We start from the raw sequence: 18,788 nt of genomic DNA, 5'->3' as shown, positions 1-18,788 counted from the left end.
ATGGTATAACATATAATGCGAAATTTAATGGTTAAGGGTTCTTAGCATTAAGCATTCCGCATTATGCATTAAGCAAAAAGAATGAAAAATTTTATTTCTGTTCATGATGTAAACAATATTGATGCCCTGGTGCAGCAGGCATTGGCTTACAAAGCAAATCCCTTTATTGATAAGGCACTGGGCCAGGGTAAACGTATTGGCTGTTTGTTTTTAAACCCAAGTATGCGTACCCGTTTAAGTACACAGATCGCTGCGCAGAACCTGGGCATGGAAGCCATTGTATTTAATGTAGGCAGTGAGGGCTGGGCTTTGGAGTTTGAAGAAGAGGCCATCATGAGCGGGAATACCGTAGAACACGTGAAAGATGCGGCCCCTATATTCGGTAAATACTTTGATATACTGGCCATACGGACCTTCCCTTCCTTAAAAAACAGGGAGGATGATTACAGTGAGTTGTATATTAAACAGTTCATCAAATATGCCGGTATACCGGTAGTGAGCCTGGAGAGCGCCACGCTGCATCCGTTGCAAAGCTTAACGGATATTATCACAATCCAGGAACAGTTAAAACAAACACCGATTACGGGCCGCAAACCCAAAATTGTATTGAGCTGGGCGCCGCATGTAAAGCCCTTACCGCAATGCGTGGCCAATAGTTTTGCCCAATGGGTAAACGCCTGGGGACAGGCCGATTTTGTGATCACTCACCCCGAAGATTATGAGCTGAGTGAAGAATTTACCAAAGGCGCTACCATTACAACCAACCAGGATGAAGCGCTGGCCGGTGCCGATTTTGTGTATGTAAAAAACTGGAGCACGTTTAAGGATTATGGTAAAATATACGAGAGTGACCCTAAATGGATGCTGGTAAATGATAAACTGAAACATACCAATAATGCCAAAGTAATGCATTGTCTGCCTGTGCGCAGAAATGTAGAACTGAGCGATGAAATACTGGATGGTCCTAACAGCCTGGTAACACAGGAAGCATCCAACAGGGTTTGGGCAGCACAAGCCGTATTAAATGAATTGCTGAGGGCCAACACTAAGTAAGATTGATATGGATAAATTAACAATTGTTAAAATAGGTGGCAATATCATTGATGATGAGCAAAAGCTGAAAGATTTTATTAAAAGCTTTTCCGGGATCAGTGGTAAAAAGATATTGATCCATGGTGGTGGTAAACTGGCCACCCGGCTGGCTGAAACCATGGGTGTAGAACAACAAATGGTTGATGGCAGGAGGATCACGGATGCCGAAACCCTGAAGATCGTTACCATGGTGTATGCCGGTTATATTAATAAAAATATTGTAGCAGCATTACAGGCCAATGGATGTAATGCTATAGGTTTATCAGGCGCTGATGGTAACGCCATTGCAGCGCATAAACGTACACATGCCAGTATTGATTATGGTTTTGTAGGCGATGTGGATGCGGTGAATGTTACCCTGGTTCATGCGTTACTGCAACAGGAACTGGCGATTGTTTTTGCACCCATTACCCATGATAATAACGGCTTGCTGTTAAATACCAATGCCGATACTATTGCCCAGGAAATAGCCAAAGGCATGAGCGGTACTTATGATGTATCACTGATATACAGCTTTGAAAAGGCCGGGGTGTTACTGGATGCCAATGATGATAGTACCGTTATCAATGAAATTAACCCGGCTTATTATTCCGAATTAAAAACAACGGGAAAGATATTTGCCGGCATGCTGCCGAAGCTGGACAATGCCTTTGCAGCTATTAACAGCGGGGTAAAAAAAGTGATCATCGGTAAGGCGGAACAATTACCTTTATTAACGGAAGGTAAGGCCGGAACAACCATTATTGCATGATGCAGGATATAAACATATTACAACAGGAAGCAATTGCATTATTGCAGCAATTGATCGCTACACCGTCTTTCAGCAGGGAAGAGGATAAAACGGCGGATATTATTTTTAATTACCTGCAACAGAAAGGTATAGCCGCGCAACGCATCAATAATAATGTTTTTGCGGTTAACCAATATTTTGACGCGTCAAAGCCTGTAGTATTGTTGAACTCACACCATGATACTGTAAAACCCAATCCCCAATACACCAAAGATCCTTTTGCTCCCATTATTGATGAGGGTAAATTATATGGTTTAGGCAGTAATGACGCCGGCGGTTGCCTGGTGTCATTAATCGCCGCCTTCTGTTTTTTCTATGGACAGCAAGGTCTGGCTTATAATATAGTATTGGCTGCCACGGCTGAGGAAGAAATATCCGGCACGGGTGGTGTGGAGTTGTTATTGCAGCACCCGGATTTTTTAAGTGCAACGGGGCAGGCAGCAGAAAATGCTTATCATAACTGGACGGCCATTGTTGGCGAACCTACTTTGCTGCAGATGGCAGTAGCGGAAAGGGGATTAATGGTGCTGGACTGTACCAGTCATGGTAAAGCCGGGCATGCGGCCAGGGGTGAGGGGGAGAATGCCATTTATAAAGCGATAAAAGATATTCAGTGGTTTAACGGCTTTACTTTTGATAAAGTGTCTGATCTGCTGGGTCCTTCCCGCATGAATGTTACGGTTATTGAAACGGAAAACAAGCAGCACAATGTAGTACCTGCTGTTTGTAAGTTTGTGGTAGATACCCGCATTAATGAACTGTATAGTTTTGAAGAAGCACTGGCCATTATCAGGGCCAATGTGGATTGCGAGATAAAACCCCGCAGTACCCGCTTACGGTCTACCAGTATTGCGCTGGACCATCCGCTGGTAAAAGCAGGATTGGAGATGAATAAAACCTATTATGGTTCACCCACCACTTCTGATAAAGCCTTAATGTCTTTCCAGGCATTGAAAATGGGCCCCGGCGATTCGGCCAGGAGCCATACCGCCGATGAATTTATTTTTATTGAAGAGATACACCAGGGTGTGCGTGATTATATCACCATCCTACAAAAAATATGTAAATGAAACTCTGGCAAAAAGATACTGCCTCGTTAAAGGAAGTAGAAAACTTTACCGTTGGCCTTGACCGTGAAATGGATATGTACCTGGCTGCTTTTGATGTACAGGGCTCACTGGCACATACGGCCATGCTGGAAACAATCGGCCTGCTGACAAAAGAAGAACTGGGGCAAATACATGCGGCTTTGAAAGATATTTACCAGACCATTATTGACGGTAAGTTTCAATTACAGGATGATGTGGAGGATATTCATTCGCAGGTTGAGTTATTACTGACACAAAAATTAGGCGATGCGGGTAAAAAAATCCATAGCGCCCGCAGCCGTAACGACCAGGTACTGGTAGATGTAAAACTGTTTTTACGCAGCGAACTGGAAAGTCTTGTAAAAGCTGTACAGGAATTCTTTATACTGTTACAAACACAGAGCGAAAAATACAAGGACCATTTGCTACCGGGTTATACCCATTTACAAATTGCCATGCCATCCTCCTTTGGGTTATGGTTTGGCGCTTATGCCGAAGGGCTGGTAGATGATGTGCATACGATCAAAGCTGCTTACGAAGTGGTAAATAAAAACCCTTTGGGTTCTGCCGCAGGGTATGGTTCTTCATTCCCCATTAACCGTACACTGACAACACAATTACTGGGCTTTGCCGACCTGAATTATAACGTGGTATATGCGCAAATGGGCCGTGGCAAGGCTGAGCGTATTGTAGCACAGGCTATGGCCAATGTGGCTGATACTTTATCCAGGTTAAGCATGGACATGTGTTTGTACCTGAACCAGAACTTTGATTTCATCAGCTTTCCGCCGGAGCTGACAACGGGTAGCAGTATTATGCCGCATAAAAAAAATCCCGATGTTTTTGAACTGATTCGCAGTCATTGTAACCGTATCAAGGCCTTGCCCAATGAAATAAGCATGATGACCACCAACCTGCCTTCAGGTTATCACCGTGATCTGCAGTTGTTGAAAGAACATTTATTCCCCGCTTTTGCTACGTTGAAAAACTGCCTGCAGATGGCCGGGCTAATGCTGAACAATATTTCCATCAAAGACAATATACTTACCGACGAAAAATACAGGTACCTGTTCAGTGTGGAGGAAGTGAACAAGCTGGTATTACAGGGCCTGCCTTTCCGTGATGCCTATAAAAAAGTGGGGCTGGATATTGAGGCCGGTAAATTTACCTACGATACCCATGTACAGCATACCCATGAAGGCAGTATTGGTAATTTAGGCACGGCTGCTGTAAAAGAACAGATGGATAAGGTGGTTAACAGTTTTCCTTTTGAAGAAGTGAATGCAGCTATCGCCTTGTTGTTAAAATAATTTTGGTTGGGGCTACAGCGCTACTTTAAAAAGTCTTTAGTGGAGAAGTGAGGGATACATATAACATAACGGGTAAAGATGTTGTCGAGCTGATTAATGTTTAATGAGCTGTCGGAATCAACAAAACGAGGTAGCGTTGCCACTAGGTATTAAAAATGGTAATATATTTTTGTTTCGTGGTGATTAATTATTAGCCAGGGTAATCAGGCGAAATATAAACCACAAAATTGACAGTATACTTACAGCAATGATGATCATGCCATTTTTCCTGGTGTTTGGATTATAATAAGAAATCCTTGTTCCGTTTTTTAATGTTTTACTGGCACCATACAAAAACAAACCAACAATAAGCCCCCCAATTGAAAAATAAGGATAGGGTCGTATAAAAGATACAGCTAGTATGATATAGACTAAAAGCAGGTAAAAAGGTTTTGCCGGCTGTGGTACAATGGCCGCCGCTTCCTCCTCTAATACATTGGTTAATTGTTTATCATAAGGAATGCCCCGTTTAACTAATATTTCTAAAGCAACATAATAATTCAGATCGCCCCATTCGCTTTTATGGTTAACCACATCAAGTACCTGCTCATCCGAAAAATCATATAAATAATAATCTTTTCCAACGGTAGCGGCAATATTTTTATACAATGACTCTACTATTTCATTTGCCCGGGTAAAATCCGAGGGCAGGAGCTTTATGTAATGTTCCGGCATCGGTTGTTCACCAATAAAATTCCTGTCCAGTAATTGTGGCGGGCTTTCTATTTCATAAGCAATATGATGTAGGGCCAGTTCTTCGCCTATCTTTTCCGCTTCTTCAATGTTGCTTAAGCTTTTAAATACAATGGGCTTGTCGGACATATGGCTGGTACGTTTTAACTGGTTTTGATTGTGTAGGTAAGATACACTCTTTTACATAAAAAAAGCACTCAACAACGTGAGTGCTTTTTAATGAACCTGGTATGTAATGTACCGCTTGTATAAAACGGGTACTTGTCATGTGCTGAATAGTATTACCGGACGATGCAGTGTGCGACGCAACGGCTGTAAAATAGTAGTACTATAGCCTGGCTCATACTATTTATCTTTTTTCCGCAGCGGGCCTGGCCGGAATAGTATAGGCATTTGTTTTCAGGAGTTTTTTAATCTCTTCTATCGCCCTGTTCAGCTGAACATCCACTCCTTTGGACATAGCACCCAGGTCTTCCACCACTTCAATATCCGGCTCCACACCATGGCCTTCCCTGAACCAGGTACCATCGGGGTTATACATACGGAATGTTGGTACGGTAACACTGCCACCATCTACAAATGAAGGCGTACCGCTGATGCCGATCAAACCTCCCCAGGTCCTGGTACCGATCAACGGCCCAAGGCCTCTTTTCTTAAAGTAATCGGGGAATGCATCACCGCCCGAACCGCTCCAGCCATTCACCAGCATTACTTTAGGACCGAAATGTCCTGCAGGCGGCCAGTTCCAGGCTTCACCGTCACGGGTAGCCCAGAATGCCAGTGGTTTGCGCTCCAGCATTTCAATAAACCGGTCGGGTATCTGGCCACCGTCATTAAAACGTTCATCAATGATCAGGGCTTTTTTATCCATCTGCGCATTGAACATACGCATCAGTTCGTTCTGGCCATCAACACCGGTGCTGGGTACATATACATAACCTACTTCACCATTGGTAGCTTTGTCAACATACGCACGCATAGATTCTATCCAGGCAAGGTTACGTAAACGGTACTCACTGGAAAGTGTTTTAACCGTGGCTGTTTTTGCACCGGTAAAGCTTGGCGTGGTATTGTAAGTCAGCTCAATGGTGCGGTTGGCTAAACCGGAAAATGCTTCGTAAGGTTCTGTTGCCGTGGTTAAGGGAACGCCATTCACCGCTAAAATATAATTGCCTTCTTCAATACCGATACCGGATTGACTTAAAGACGATTTTACTTCATTATCCCAGCCGGCGCCTTTGATAATTTTACTGATCTTATAATAATTGCCATCGGCAGCCCAGTCAACACCTAAATAACCTACCGATCGGTTGTTACCTCTTTCTTCAGGTCCTTCATTGTTATAGGTATGAGAGGCATTCAGTTCGCCGATCAGCTCACCTAACAGGAAGCTCAGGTCTTCACGGCTTACCGCATCTTCCAGTAATTTATTGTACTTCACTTTTACTTTATTCCAGTCAACACCATGAAGGTTTTTGTCGTAGAAATAATCTCTTTCAAAACGCCAGGCATCATCCATTATTTGTTTCCATTCCTTCCTGGGATCAATAGTAGCTGATAATTCACTGGTGCGTAATGGATCTTCCATTTTAGCACCTTCGCCGGGGTTAATAATACCAAACTCACCCATTTTATTTACCAGTAATTTTTTACCGTTGGCGCTCAGTTCATAAAAGAAAATACCGGGAGCAATGGTCTTTTCGGTTTTGCTCTCAATATCATAGAATTTTAAACTGGTCATGCCACCGCTTTCACCCCTGTTAGGACTGCGTAAAAACAGTATTTTACCTTCAACGGAAGCCAGGCGGCCAATATTACCCGGTGCAGGTGATAATAATTCTAACCTGCTTTCAAAATTATCGAAGTCGATACCACTGGCAGGTTTGGTTTCTTTTTTCGCAGTGGCCGTATCTTTTTTCTCTGCTTTTTTAGCTTCTTCCGCAGTAACAGCAACGGTATCATTGGAGGGTTTTAACAGGGCCGGTACATCTTTTCTAAGGGCAATAGCCGCCAGTTTGGTAGAGTTGTTATATACAAAGGTATTATCAAAATCACCATAAGTGGGGCTGAACACCTGGTTGGTGGTCAGGAATAAGTATTTACCTTTTACATCAAAAACCGGGTTGGCACAACTATAAAAACCGCTGGTTACCTGTTTGGTTGTTTTACCCTCCACATCGTAAATAAATACGGCGGTATGGGTATTGGGTATATCGCGGCTATAGGCCATCCATTTGCTGTCGGGTGACCAGCTTGCCCTGAAGTTCTCACAGGTACCATAGTTGATAAAGCGGTACAACTGGTCAACTTTATTTACCGAACTTTTTTCCACATCGGCAACATATATCTTACCATCATTATCAATAAAGCTTATTTTTTTACTGTCGGGCGACCAGTATAAATTATGTTTATACCCGGGCCCCAGGTTGGTGATCTTTTTAGCAGCAGCGTCGGATGTCATGTCTTTTACATACAGTTCGTATTCACCTGTAGCATCGGACCAGTAAGCAATGGAGCGGCCATTAGGCGCCCAGGCCGGGTAACGCTCAGCCACACCTGAAGTAGCGGTAAGTGTTTTAATAAAACCATCTTTGGCAGGAACGGAGAACAGGTCACCCCGGGCTTCTACCAATACCCTGTTACCATCGGGACTGATGCTCAGGTTCTCTAAAAAATTTGCCACAGACTCCGTTCGGGGTTTTAGGCCAGACAGGTCGGTAACAATATTTATTTTAACGGTTTTATCGGTTTTGCTGTTGATATCGTAAATATGCAGGTCAGCGCCTTTCTGGAATACGATCTCGCCATCGCCTAAAGAAGGAAAGCTGATATCTTCATCTTTATAATTGGTCAGTTGGGTTACTTTACCCGAAGCTACATGGTAGCTCCACAGGTTCATCTTTTCCTCTTTACCATGATTGGCTACATAATAAATGTTTTCGCCGTACCACATGGGGAATTCCTGGCCATTATATTTATCTGCAGCGATCTTTTTCGATTGGTTATTCTTCAGGTCGTAAATATGAATGCCGCTCTGCATACCACCCTGGTATCTTTTCCAGGTACGGGTGGCTTGTGATAAAAATACAACCGCCATCTGGTTACCATCGTTATTAAATGATCCATATTCGGCATATTCGAAAGGCATTTTGGTAACCGGGCCACCGGTTGCTTTTACCTGGTAAAACTGGCTGAACCTGGCTTTACCGCTGTTACGACCCGAAGCAAATACAACTGATTTACCGTCGGTGGTCCAGTCAATAACCCGGTCAGAGGCACCATGCGATGTTAACCGTACCGGTATTCCGCCTGATACAGGCATTACATATACATCAATATTACCATCATAATTGCCGGAAAAAGCAATGCTTTTGCCATCGGGCGAAAACTTGGCATAACGCTCTTCACCTTTAGGTGTGGTTAAACGGGTAGCCGTACCACCGGTTTTGGGTACTATCCAGATATCATTGGCATAGGTAAACACTATGCTGGTTTTAGAAACATCGGGATAGCGTAACAAATTGGCATTGATCTGTGCCATAGCAGTGCCGCTGGAAAAAAGGAGGCAGGCGGCAATGATTCTTTTGATTCGCATATTATTGGTTTGATTTTAAAATTTTATGGTCGCAAGTTTAGAGTTAAAAACGGATAATGAATGGTAGCGAAATGTTAATTTACGAAAATGTTCGTAAATAATTGGATTCACAGGACGATGATAAGTACGTAAAGGTGGTGAAAAATTAATTATGGCAAATGTTTTATACGATATATCCATAAGTTATTATGACGAACGGTAAAACGCATAGAAACACAATTAAGTTACAATATCTTATAAATAAGTGGTCCAATAAATGGTACCAGGGGCAACAAAAAAACACTTACGGGGTAAGTGTTTTAAGCTATTCAGCCGTATATACGGTGTAGGGTTTACTTATTTAATACATTTTTTTACGGCTTCCTGCATAATGGCTTTTACCTCATCCTGCTGCATGCGGGAGGCCTCTTTGTAATTATACCGTTCTTCAATTATTTCACCAGAGCAGCGGCAAAGTGTGGTGATAAGAGAGGAGTCGGGCTGTACACCACGTTCCGTCATTGTTTTCCGGGCCGACGTAATACAGTCACGCATATACTCCACCCTTTCCTTTTGCGACCAGTTGGTTTTTCCCTGTTTGTTATTTTTACTGCCACAGGCAACCAACAGTATAACCATTAAAACAATGCAGCACTTAATCGTTTTCAGCAGCATAATATCTGTTTAAAGCGGGTGATGTATCCAGGGGCTTTTTTTATCGGTTAAAAGGCTATGGGCAATGCCGGTCATGCCTGAATTATCCTGTCCGCCCCACATGGCACGGCCAATGATATAGCCTTTGGAAAAATCTTCCCAGTTGCGATAGGCTCGTTTGGTGCCTTCCAGTCCCTCGCGTAAGAACTGCTTCATTACGTGTTCAGGTATCAGGTTGTGCTCGTAACAAAGCCGGGTCATAAAAGCCAGCCGGCCATAATCCCAGCCATATACTTTATATACCTGCAGGTCCTCAATTTTGCTGATCACTTTATCACTGATCAGGGTATCGATATTGGAACGCAGGCCCCTGAAAAGATTGACGGCTTTATCCAGTTCTTCCGGTGGAAAAGCCGATTGCAGGTAAGCAGCATAATTATCTTTCTCGCTGGTAAGCGCTTTATAAATTGGTTCAAAATAATAGCTATGGCCCTGCCGTAACAGATACAATAAAGTGTCTTCCGCATCAGCTTTATTGTAAATGCCCCAGTATTCCTGCAGGATCTTTTTAGCATCTGCCGCCGCAATACCCGTTTCATAACTGTTCAGGTAGGCGGATTGTTGTTCGGCATACATGGCACTCACCAGTACCTGCTTTAAAGCATCGCCTGATAACGGGTTAGTTTTATTTTGCCTTAAATTATTAAAGAGCGCATTAAAGAGTTTGGATACAATGCCCATACAAATATTTTAAGCTGGTAAATAGGTTTGTACTTTCAGGTTAGGTGCTTTTTCACCTAATTTATTCAGGAAATAATTGCCCAGTACAAATTCTTTCACCTGCTTTTCTACATTATTGGATAAAAAGGAAGTGGCGGAACCCTGTGCTACCATAGCCTGTACAATGCCGTTGGGAATAACCAGTTTTACTTCTTTTCCATCTGTCTGTAAGGATACTTTATAGTTTTTGAGGCTGTAATCGCCATAGCTGGCACGCATCATCGCCATTTTAGCCGGTGGCATTTCTTCGATGGTGGAGTTTTGTAAACGGAAACTATCAAATATCAGATGCTTATCTATATCACCATCTGTATTGGTATCCAGTAAATGCAGGTCGCTGCCGCTTAATACCAGGTACTTGGGTGTTTGTACCGTATTGTATTTTACCGTGCCCAGTGTGGCCAGGCTTTTTAAAGTATCCTTGGCAACATCTTTGGCCATATCGCCTTTGCCATAATCCAGGGTGGCAATAGTAAAAGCGTCAATGGGGTTGTCCTTAATATGTTTTTTCAGGAAAGCAAAATCGCCGGATAAAAACTCGGCTTTATAATTTTCGGCCTTTGCAGCTTCCTGTTGCATATTTAATTTACTGAAAGCGTCGGCGCTTTGCTGTTTCTTGCGGCGGTACCAGATAAAGATACCGGCATAAATGGCAATAAAGGCTATGATAATAAAAATGTAAGTGCCCATAACAATCGGGTTGTAGGTTAGATAATAGTATTAAAAATATGAGAAAGTAAGCATCAAGGCAGTGCTCTGCAAAAAGATTATACGGTTTGAGGTTTTACATCTTCCGCTTTTTTCTTAGAAGGGATTAGTCCCCAGATGATGAAAGCAATAATGGCCAGTGCTACCAGTTTACCACCGTAACGGGTATAAAAGCCTAGTTTCTCCAGCTTTTTCCTGTCCAGTTTATTTTCGGCTAAAATCTGGTTAAGTTCGGCATCGGGAATATCGTAATACAGGTCTTTGACTTTATTGTAACCAACAAGTCGGGGCTCTTTATTGACCCAGAGCGGCAATAACCAGGCGATGTTAAATTCTTCATGAATGGTGGCCAGGTCTATGTATTCGTCGGGGCGGTTGGTCAGTTTAGAGCCTTTTTCAATTAAATATTCTTCGGTGTCGGGAAGGTCGGCAACCTGGGTGAGTACTTCACGGTTACCAAAGGGGATTTTTGCTTTGGCATCAGCCTGGTAAGAACTTAATACGAGGACGGTGCTCAGCGCTACACTGCTGAGGAATGTTTTTAATAGCATTTACAAGGGTTTTGGTGTAATAAATAAAATTAGTAGAACAAGTTGCCACACTATAAATCAAGCCGGTTTTAACCGGCCTGATCTTATACGTGAGCAATTCTTGTTATACCAAATTTAATACCAGTATTTACACAAACCAAAACCAGTATAAGAATTTTACATTATTTGTACAAGGAATTCAACCATTTTATTGATGTTGCAACATCTTCCTGTGTCAGTTGATGCCCGGTTGCTATTTCGTGAGCCGTTACAGCAAAGCCTGCACGTTGCAATGCATCGCTGTACTGTTGCGTATGTAGCGGGTTAATGGTATTATCCATTTTGCCATTACTTAAAAAGACAGGGGCCTGACGATCTGTTTTCCAGTCGTCCGGTAATTGTTTAAAGGGCTGCATGGGCCTGTATAAAATTGCAGCTTTCAGCAGGTTGGGATACATCACCAACATGCTACCGGCAATATTAGCGCCATTCGAATAACCCAGTGCGATTAACTTATCTATATCAAAACCTTCTTTTATGGCCAGTTCTTTTACAAAATTCACAAGTTCATCGGTCCTGAAACGGAGATCAGCTTCATCAAAAATACCCATGCCTAAGCGTTTAAAAAAACGGGGCATACCATGTTCGCTCACATTTCCCCGCAGGCTCAGGATATTGAATGCTTCGCCAAACTGTTTTGCCAGGGGGATTAAGTCTGTTTCATCGCCGCCGGTGCCATGTAATAATAATAAGGTAGAAGCACCAGGGGTAGCTGCCGCTTTATATATATAGGTTAAAGGAGTATAGTTCATATAGTAAATTTTTATAGAAAGAAGATGTCATTTATAATTCATCACTCATAATTAAAAATGATGAATGATGAGTGATGAATGTAGAATGGGTAATGCTGTTAATCCTCCAGCTTTACCAAATGTTTCTCTATCTGGCTGCGTTGTGCTTCGTATTGGGCAGGTAATTTTAAATTGGTGCCTAACTCAGCCAAAGGCTCGTCAACGGTAAAGCCGGGATTATCGGTAGCTATTTCAAACAATACGCCACCTGGTTCGCGGAAATACAGCGAGTGGAAATAATTACGATCGATCTGTGGGGTAATATGTAAACCGGCATCCACAATTTTTTTCCGTAATTCCATCTGTGCGGCATCATCACTTACCCTGAAAGCTACGTGGTGTATTGTACCATTGGCATTAATAGCCCTTTCTTCTTTAGGTAATAACACCAGGTCTATTATATTAGCGGTATCAATGTTGTCGTTAATATAACGGTAGCGGTTTACTTCGTTACCTATTAATTTGTAACCTAATAAAGAGGTAATTACTTCTTCTGTAGGTTTAATATCATTTAAGGTAAGCGTTACCTGGTGAAAACCACGGGTGGCCACATCGGCGCCGATTTCAGACGTTACAAATGGCTTGCGGTTATCGGATTTGCCGCTAACGCTCAACTCCATTTTTAAACCATCAGGGTCTAACAAGGTAATATACTTTTCGCCAAATTTTTCGGCCGTTTTATTATAGATCACATTTTTCTCCTGTAAACGGTTCAGCCAGAAATCAAGGCTGCCCTCAGGTACACTGTAGCCAAACTCGGTGGTTAAACCGGCGCCACGGCGGCCTTGTTTTACGGCATTGCCCCAGGGGAAGAAGGTCAATATGGTTCCGGGTGTGCCCTGTTCATCGCCATAATAAAAATGGTAGGTATGGGGGTCATCGAAGTTTACGGTTTTCTTTACAAAACGCTGACCCAGGGTTTGTGTATAGAATTTAAAATTTCTTTTTGCGTCGCCGGCAATAGCGGTGATATGATGTATGCCTTTTACTGTATTGTTCATAACGATTAATTTAATACAGCAAAGTAAAACTAATGTACCGGACCACCGGTTGATGTATGATAAGAAACAAATAAGGCTAAAGATCAGGCTTTTTGCGCCGCCAGTGCTTTTTTAGCCTGAACCATGTGGCGGTATACATGGTTTACTACAAAGCGGAAAGTGTCGCCCAGCTTTAACCGTAATAATTTGGTAATACTGATGCCGGTTTTAGTTTTATTGATATCTACCTTTTGGGCCGCCTGTACCAGTTGTAATAACTGCCGGTGCAAAGCAATAAAACGGTCAATGGTATGATAACCCAGCTGAGAGCCTAAAGGGTTTTTATCTTTAAAGGTCTTCATTTTATTCAGCTTTTCTTTGGGCAACATGCTCTTGGCAAAATAATTACCCAGCCAGCCGGCAGTAAATACTGCAGCGGGTTGACGATGAGTAGTGTTGGCGATGCTTTTTTTTATTTCCGGCACATAAAAATCGGCATACAGGCTTAAGTGTTCCAGGCATTCAAGTACACTCCAGGCCGTTTCGGTTGCACGCCAGTTAAGGTGGGTAAGGGGTAATGCTTTCAGGGCTTCCGCTTCGGCAATATATTGTTCCAATTGATGGGTAATATCATCCAGTAAAAGATTCGACGAAATTTTCATTGTACTATTTTATGCAAATTTCCTGCTTTGTTTACCCGTAAATACTGATTGAGATCAAGACTTTTTTAAACGGGAGAGTGTTTCAGGCGTCATGCGCAGGTAAGAGGCAATGTATTTATGGGGTATTTCCTGGAATAACTGCGGGCTGCGGGTAAACACGCGGTTATAGCGCTCAAGGGGAGAGGTGATCAGGATATCTACTTCCCTTTCCAGTTGCTGGTACACCAGGGCCTGTAATATTTGTTGCCAGAGCAGGGTATGGGCAAGGTCTTGTTGCAATAATTTTTCCAATGCCAGTTTGCTTACCGTTTTTACACGGCACTGTTTAATAGCCTGCATATAAAACATAGTGGGCTTATTACTTATATAGGAGTCGAGTGCAACAATAAACGAATCTTTATAGCCAAAGCGGATCATTTTTTCTTCCTCTTCGTCATGAATAAAAACACGACAGCTACCGGCGGTAATAAAAAAGACCTGCGTATTAACAGTGCCTTTGGTAACCAGGTAACTATTACGGGCGTAAGTTTTTTCTTCTTCCCACAAATGATGCGTATTAAGCAATTGTTCCAGTTGCTGAATGGGGTTCATGATAAGTAAATATTTGATAGGTCATTGCCGGTAACAAGATACAATTATTTTGAAAGTTGACTGCCCTTGTCATCTTATGGTATAAATTATGAATTACTGCTGCTCATTCTCAGGTCTTCTCTGCAATAAAAGGTAAATTTGAAACATGGCCACATTTGTAAAAGAAAAGTTATGGACTGTTGGAGTATTATTATTGATCATATCTGGCACTTTATATATGATGGCCCAGGTAGTAAAGCCTGCCGCTACTTTGTCCCTGCCTGTTGATAGTATTTATATTTATATGAAAGATTCGACCGGCCAGGCTGCCGATTATGCGGCATGGCTGGATGAAAGACGGGCTTTTATAGGCGATTCTCCTGTTGCCCGTTATGCTTATTATGAAGCCGTAGCTGCCGGGTTACAGCGTAAACCGCGAAAAAATAATGGTGATGAAGCATCTGCCTATTTCTCTTATTTAATACAATATGCCTATGATGCCTTAAAGGTAAAAGGCTGGGTGCCGGAGAGTATGGATCTGTATGAACAGGCATTACAATATTATGAACAAAACAAGGCTGCGGTAGATTATGATGAGGATTTTATAGCCGGTTATCTGTTAACGCCGCTGGGTAATATCTATACCCGTTTGGGCGATTTCAATAGTGCTGTATTGACCCATCGTAAGATCAATGAGTATGCAGCCCGTAATAAGGATTCGGTACTACTGGCTTCTTCATATGGTAACCTGGCAGTGGCTTACCGGTGGAGCGATAGCCTGCAACTGGCTTATAGTGCAGTAGAAAAAGGACTTTTACTGGCACCCGATAGCCTGGCTTATACCCATACCTACTTAACTGGTGTAAAAGCAGAGTTGCAGCAATTATTACAAGAGCCTGGCGCTGCTGTTACAAATGATAAAGCTATTACCAGTTATACCCGGTTATTGCAACAGGCAGGTGATGCTGAAAAAAGCCGTTTGGCGGAAGGATTGTCAGCTTGTTACCGGATAAAAGCCAAATTACAGGAAGGGGCAGGTGAATGGAACAAGGCTGGCCAGGCTTACCAGCAGGCATTGCAGATATTACAACAATATTTTCCGGGGTCATTACGCCGGGAAAAAGGAATGGCACAGGCCAATATCGGGCATAATTTACTCCAGCAAAAAAAATATAATGAGGCGATTGTTTATTATGACAGGGCTTTGCTGCAATTGATACCTGCTTATAAAAGCGGTAATTATTATCCCGATATGTCAGATGCAGTGGTAGACAATGTGATTATAGAAACAATATCGGGTAAGGCGGAGTGTGCTTTGGTTAACAATAATGTGGGCCTTGCACTGGAAGGCATGTTACAGGCTTCGGCCCTGGAACAGCAATTGCGCCGCAAATTTTTAGCCGTTCAGTCCAAATACAACCAGAATGTTTTTTCGCGACAGCGTACAGAGAAAATATTGGCCCTGGCTGTTGCACAATGGCAAAAAACAAAAGAACCTAAGCTGGCCATGGCCATTGTAGAACAGATTGAACGCAGCAAGGCCCAGGTTTTATACGAAGCACGTGAAAAAAATAACGCGGTGTACAATCAGCCCGATGATTCTATTACGCTGACGAGGAAAAGGCTGGCCAATAATATACAATACTATCGTCAGTGGCTGGCAGAGAATACAAACGACAGTGCCGATATTACCCGGACAAAACAAAAGATAGCTGAGCTGGAATATTCGCTGGCGTTGTTTGATAACCAGCTAAAGGCCGGGCATAAATTTTCCGCTACCGCCTTAGCGGTAACTGATAGTGCGCAACAATGGTTACGTTTAATTGGTGATCAGCAACTGGTGTTAAACTACTTTGTTGGTAATAATGATATTTATATAACCGCACTGGCAAAAGATACGGTAAAGGATGTGTTTGTTTTAAAAAATGCGGCAGCTATCAAAGATAGTGTCATCAGTTATCTGGAAAAGTTTTATTACAACGGTCCTGCCGCCATGCAGGAAACATCGGCCTTATTTTGCGAACAATCGCATAGCCTGTATACTACATTATTACCGGCATTAAACTGGAATAGCTACCGGTCGGTGATTATTTTGCCGGATGAATATTTATACCAGTTGCCTTTTGAGGCTTTGCAGACAAAAGCAACTGCCGTTACCAATCCGGGCGCCTGGCCTTACTGGTTACACCAAACGGTGGTAGGTTATGCCTTTTCACTCTCACTCTGGCAGCAACAGGTAATGAGTGATACGGCTAAAAAAGTTGATGCAAAAGTGTATGGTTATTTTGTATCGGAGTTTAATGGTACTTACCCTGATCTGCCACAGATAAAAAATGAATACCGCGAGCTGGATAAAAAAACATTATCAAAAGCCTATGTAAACAATAAAGCCACCAGGCACAACTTTGAAAAACAACTGGCCGGTAATAATATCCTGCATGTAAGTACCCATAACCAGCAACTGCCCAATGGCGATGTGGCCCTGGTATTTGCCGATAGTTTATTATACCAGTGGCATGTACAGTTTTTGCAGGTAAGATCGCCGCTCATTGTATTGAATGCCTGTAAAGGTGCAACGGGACTGTTACGGCAGGGGGAAGGGCTGATGAGTATGGGCCGTTTTTTTACGGCATCAGGTGCAAAAGCTGTTATTGCGTCTTTATGGAATGTAAATGATGAAACGGGTGCTGCTTTTGTGCCTGAGTTTTATAACAATATGGTGCGTTTGCATAACCCCGTAACCGCTTTACAAACCACCAAAATAAACTGGTTACAAAACACGGCCAACCGCCCGGTGGCTAAACTACCTTATTATTGGGCGGGATTATCTTATATCGGCGCCTGGCAGCAGCTGGATATTGTAACGCAAACCACTCCATGGTACCAGTTTGTAATTGCCATTGCATCTGTCATTCTGGTTTTAACAGGTTTGTTCTGGTTTAAAAACCGGCGGGCTAAAAAAATATTGAATAAGGCTGCTACAAAAACAGGTCAGCTGTAATGCCGTCGGCCAGTAATTTTCCTTGGTTGGTTAACTGTAAATAATGATTGAGGTGTACCATATGCCCTTGTTGTATATGGGGTTGGGCAGCAGTTAATATTACTGCTGCCGGATTAACCGCAATATCATCTGCCATGAGCACCGGCCACTTCTCCTCAATAACCCTGAGTGATAATCCCTCCATGGTACGCAGTGCGATCATGGTAAATTCGTTCACCTGTTGTACAGGGGTTAATGTTTCTATCTCGTAAGTGGGTTGGTGTTGTGTAATGGCCTGTATATATTTTGTATTGTTAGCTATATTCCACCAGCGGCGGCTGCCATTGAAGGAGTGTGCCGAAGGTCCAAAGCCCCAGTAGTTCTTCCCCTGCCAGTAGGAGGAGTTGTGTTTGCTGCGGTAGCCGGGTTTGGCAAAGTTGGATATTTCGTAATGTTCATAACCCGCTTCCTTGGCCCATTGCATCAGTAATAAAAATTGTTCGGACTGGAAACCGGGGTCTACATTGTTTTTCTGGTGCAGGCGGATCTGTTTATCCAGCGGGGTCTGAGGTTCTACGGTTAAGGCATAACAGGATAAATGCGGTATGCCCAATGTGATGGCCCTGGCTACATTTTGCTGCCATTTTTCGTGGGTGAGCCCCGGCGTGCCGTATATAAGGTCCATGGTTATATTATCAAAACGACTAACCGCAAGGGCTAAGCCGGTTATGGCCTGTTCGGCATTATGCGCACGGTTCATCCATAACAGGTCTTCTTCAAAAAAACTTTGTACCCCTATGCTTAAACGGTTAATGCCGATGCGTTGCCACATATCCAGTTGCGGCAGACTGATATCATCGGGGTTGGTCTCAAAAGTTATTTCTGCATCCGGCGCAACGGTATAATTTTTATAGATGGCCGACAGCATGCTGTCTAATTCAGCTTCCGTACATAAACTGGGTGTGCCGCCGCCGAAATAAATTGTTTCTATAGTTTCCTGCCGGTCTGCCAGGGCAGCAGGGTGTTGCAGTTCCTGCACAATGGCTGCTACCAGGGGCTGTTTATACCGCAAAGAAGTAGAAAAATGAAAATTGCAGTAATTACAGGCTTGTTTGCAAAAAGGAATATGAATATATATGCCGGCCAGGGTAGTTGTTTTAAAAGTGAAACAGCAAAGGTACTGGAATAAGGTGGAAGGGAGAAGGCAGAGGGGGAAGGTGTAGGGTTTAAGGCTGTACCGCTTTTAGCATTCAGCTTTAAGCTTTCTGCACTCAGCATTCGGCCTTCAGCTTTATTAAATTATACTAACTTCTTTTACACTGCGATAATATTTTTTCATGCCTTATGAACAGACTTACAGGACAGCAGATTTTACCCTACACCTTAAAGCTTAACCCTTATACCTTAATTTAGCGGTATTATTGCTACATCATTCATGACAAGAGCTCCTTACCTGTTTACTATGCTGCTCATTTTTATACATTGTT

General features: G+C 42.8%; 16 protein-coding genes. 5 read left to right on the top strand and 11 right to left on the bottom strand.

Features of this window, described 5'->3' with window-relative positions; genetic code table 11:
• The first annotated feature begins 81 nt into the window (after positions 1-81).
• Genes ACFS6H_RS01450 through argH form a run of 4 tightly spaced genes read left to right on the top strand, consistent with a single transcriptional unit; the run spans position 82 to position 4,280 of the window.
• Entirely contained in the window at positions 82-1,053 is a 972-nt protein-coding gene (locus ACFS6H_RS01450; RefSeq protein WP_386094325.1) for an acetylornithine carbamoyltransferase, read from the top strand.
• Positions 1,054-1,060: 7 nt separating this feature from the next.
• Positions 1,061-1,843 (top strand): acetylglutamate kinase, encoded by a 783-nt coding sequence (gene argB / locus ACFS6H_RS01445; RefSeq protein ID WP_386094322.1) that lies wholly within the window; start codon positions 1,061-1,063, stop codon positions 1,841-1,843.
• Positions 1,840-2,952: a M20 family metallo-hydrolase gene (locus ACFS6H_RS01440; RefSeq protein ID WP_386094319.1), complete on the top strand. Its 1,113-nt coding sequence runs from the start codon at positions 1,840-1,842 to the stop codon at positions 2,950-2,952. Before argB ends, ACFS6H_RS01440 begins: the two co-directional genes overlap by 4 nt.
• The gene (argH, locus tag ACFS6H_RS01435; RefSeq protein WP_386094316.1) at positions 2,949-4,280 is read left to right on the top strand and encodes an argininosuccinate lyase; all 1,332 of its coding nucleotides are present in this window, start codon (positions 2,949-2,951) and stop codon (positions 4,278-4,280) included. Before ACFS6H_RS01440 ends, argH begins: the two co-directional genes overlap by 4 nt.
• A gap of 183 nt (positions 4,281-4,463) precedes the next feature.
• Here the strand turns inward: argH and ACFS6H_RS01430 are convergent, their stop codons facing one another.
• The 10 genes from ACFS6H_RS01430 to ACFS6H_RS01385 all read right to left on the bottom strand — a co-directional run bounded on the left by ACFS6H_RS01430 (position 4,464) and on the right by ACFS6H_RS01385 (position 14,342).
• Complete coding sequence (locus ACFS6H_RS01430; protein WP_386094313.1) at positions 4,464-5,141, bottom strand: hypothetical protein; 678 nt, start codon at positions 5,139-5,141, stop codon at positions 4,464-4,466.
• A 220-nt stretch (positions 5,142-5,361) separates the two neighbouring features.
• Positions 5,362-8,607, bottom strand: coding sequence for a S41 family peptidase (locus tag ACFS6H_RS01425; protein WP_386094311.1), 3,246 nt, complete (start codon positions 8,605-8,607; stop codon positions 5,362-5,364).
• A 336-nt stretch (positions 8,608-8,943) separates the two neighbouring features.
• Entirely contained in the window at positions 8,944-9,225 is a 282-nt protein-coding gene (locus ACFS6H_RS01420) for a hypothetical protein (RefSeq protein ID WP_386094308.1), read from the bottom strand.
• Positions 9,226-9,270: 45 nt separating this feature from the next.
• A complete protein-coding gene (locus ACFS6H_RS01415) occupies positions 9,271-9,981 on the bottom strand; it encodes a DUF1266 domain-containing protein (RefSeq protein WP_386094306.1) in 711 nt (236 codons plus the stop codon).
• A gap of 9 nt (positions 9,982-9,990) precedes the next feature.
• A complete protein-coding gene (locus ACFS6H_RS01410; RefSeq protein ID WP_386094303.1) occupies positions 9,991-10,710 on the bottom strand; it encodes a hypothetical protein in 720 nt (239 codons plus the stop codon).
• A 77-nt stretch (positions 10,711-10,787) separates the two neighbouring features.
• Positions 10,788-11,279, bottom strand: coding sequence for a hypothetical protein (locus ACFS6H_RS01405; RefSeq protein WP_386094300.1), 492 nt, complete (start codon positions 11,277-11,279; stop codon positions 10,788-10,790).
• Positions 11,280-11,440: 161 nt separating this feature from the next.
• Positions 11,441-12,070, bottom strand: a complete 630-nt coding sequence (locus ACFS6H_RS01400) for an alpha/beta hydrolase (protein WP_386094297.1) — start codon at positions 12,068-12,070, stop codon at positions 11,441-11,443.
• Between the two features lie 98 nt (positions 12,071-12,168).
• A complete protein-coding gene (locus tag ACFS6H_RS01395; protein WP_386094294.1) occupies positions 12,169-13,110 on the bottom strand; it encodes a ring-cleaving dioxygenase in 942 nt (313 codons plus the stop codon).
• Positions 13,111-13,193: 83 nt separating this feature from the next.
• On the bottom strand, positions 13,194-13,751 hold the full coding sequence (locus ACFS6H_RS01390; protein WP_386094290.1) for a DinB family protein: 558 nt from the start codon (positions 13,749-13,751) through the stop codon (positions 13,194-13,196).
• 54 nt (positions 13,752-13,805) lie between these two features.
• Entirely contained in the window at positions 13,806-14,342 is a 537-nt protein-coding gene (locus ACFS6H_RS01385) for a Crp/Fnr family transcriptional regulator (protein WP_386094287.1), read from the bottom strand.
• A 145-nt stretch (positions 14,343-14,487) separates the two neighbouring features.
• Between ACFS6H_RS01385 and ACFS6H_RS01380 the strand changes: the two genes are divergently transcribed.
• Positions 14,488-17,322, top strand: coding sequence for a CHAT domain-containing protein (locus ACFS6H_RS01380; RefSeq protein WP_386094284.1), 2,835 nt, complete (start codon positions 14,488-14,490; stop codon positions 17,320-17,322).
• Here ACFS6H_RS01380 and hemW read toward each other — a convergent pair.
• Positions 17,300-18,427, bottom strand: coding sequence for a radical SAM family heme chaperone HemW (hemW, locus tag ACFS6H_RS01375; protein WP_386097213.1), 1,128 nt, complete (start codon positions 18,425-18,427; stop codon positions 17,300-17,302). The genes ACFS6H_RS01380 and hemW overlap by 23 nt on opposite strands.
• Positions 18,428-18,788 lie beyond the last annotated feature (361 nt).

The organism is Terrimonas rubra (assembly GCF_042686025.1).
Classification (GTDB): domain Bacteria; phylum Bacteroidota; class Bacteroidia; order Chitinophagales; family Chitinophagaceae; genus Terrimonas; species Terrimonas rubra.
This window is presented reverse-complemented; position numbering and strand designations above follow the sequence as displayed.

What these genes read in the sequence shown, in the direction of transcription:
- ACFS6H_RS01450 (WP_386094325.1), top strand. Translation starts at nt 82, where the DNA reads ATGAAAAATTTTATTTCTGTTCATGATGTAAACAATATTGATGCCCTG.
- argB (WP_386094322.1), top strand. Translation starts at nt 1,061, where the DNA reads ATGGATAAATTAACAATTGTTAAAATAGGTGGCAATATCATTGATGAT.
- ACFS6H_RS01440 (WP_386094319.1), top strand. Translation starts at nt 1,840, where the DNA reads ATGATGCAGGATATAAACATATTACAACAGGAAGCAATTGCATTATTG.
- argH (WP_386094316.1), top strand. Translation starts at nt 2,949, where the DNA reads ATGAAACTCTGGCAAAAAGATACTGCCTCGTTAAAGGAAGTAGAAAAC.
- ACFS6H_RS01430 (WP_386094313.1), bottom strand. Translation starts at nt 5,141, where the DNA reads ATGTCCGACAAGCCCATTGTATTTAAAAGCTTAAGCAACATTGAAGAA.
- ACFS6H_RS01425 (WP_386094311.1), bottom strand. Translation starts at nt 8,607, where the DNA reads ATGCGAATCAAAAGAATCATTGCCGCCTGCCTCCTTTTTTCCAGCGGC.
- ACFS6H_RS01420 (WP_386094308.1), bottom strand. Translation starts at nt 9,225, where the DNA reads ATGGTTATACTGTTGGTTGCCTGTGGCAGTAAAAATAACAAACAGGGA.
- ACFS6H_RS01415 (WP_386094306.1), bottom strand. Translation starts at nt 9,981, where the DNA reads ATGGGCATTGTATCCAAACTCTTTAATGCGCTCTTTAATAATTTAAGG.
- ACFS6H_RS01410 (WP_386094303.1), bottom strand. Translation starts at nt 10,710, where the DNA reads ATGGGCACTTACATTTTTATTATCATAGCCTTTATTGCCATTTATGCC.
- ACFS6H_RS01405 (WP_386094300.1), bottom strand. Translation starts at nt 11,279, where the DNA reads ATGCTATTAAAAACATTCCTCAGCAGTGTAGCGCTGAGCACCGTCCTC.
- ACFS6H_RS01400 (WP_386094297.1), bottom strand. Translation starts at nt 12,070, where the DNA reads ATGAACTATACTCCTTTAACCTATATATATAAAGCGGCAGCTACCCCT.
- ACFS6H_RS01395 (WP_386094294.1), bottom strand. Translation starts at nt 13,110, where the DNA reads ATGAACAATACAGTAAAAGGCATACATCATATCACCGCTATTGCCGGC.
- ACFS6H_RS01390 (WP_386094290.1), bottom strand. Translation starts at nt 13,751, where the DNA reads ATGAAAATTTCGTCGAATCTTTTACTGGATGATATTACCCATCAATTG.
- ACFS6H_RS01385 (WP_386094287.1), bottom strand. Translation starts at nt 14,342, where the DNA reads ATGAACCCCATTCAGCAACTGGAACAATTGCTTAATACGCATCATTTG.
- ACFS6H_RS01380 (WP_386094284.1), top strand. Translation starts at nt 14,488, where the DNA reads ATGGCCACATTTGTAAAAGAAAAGTTATGGACTGTTGGAGTATTATTA.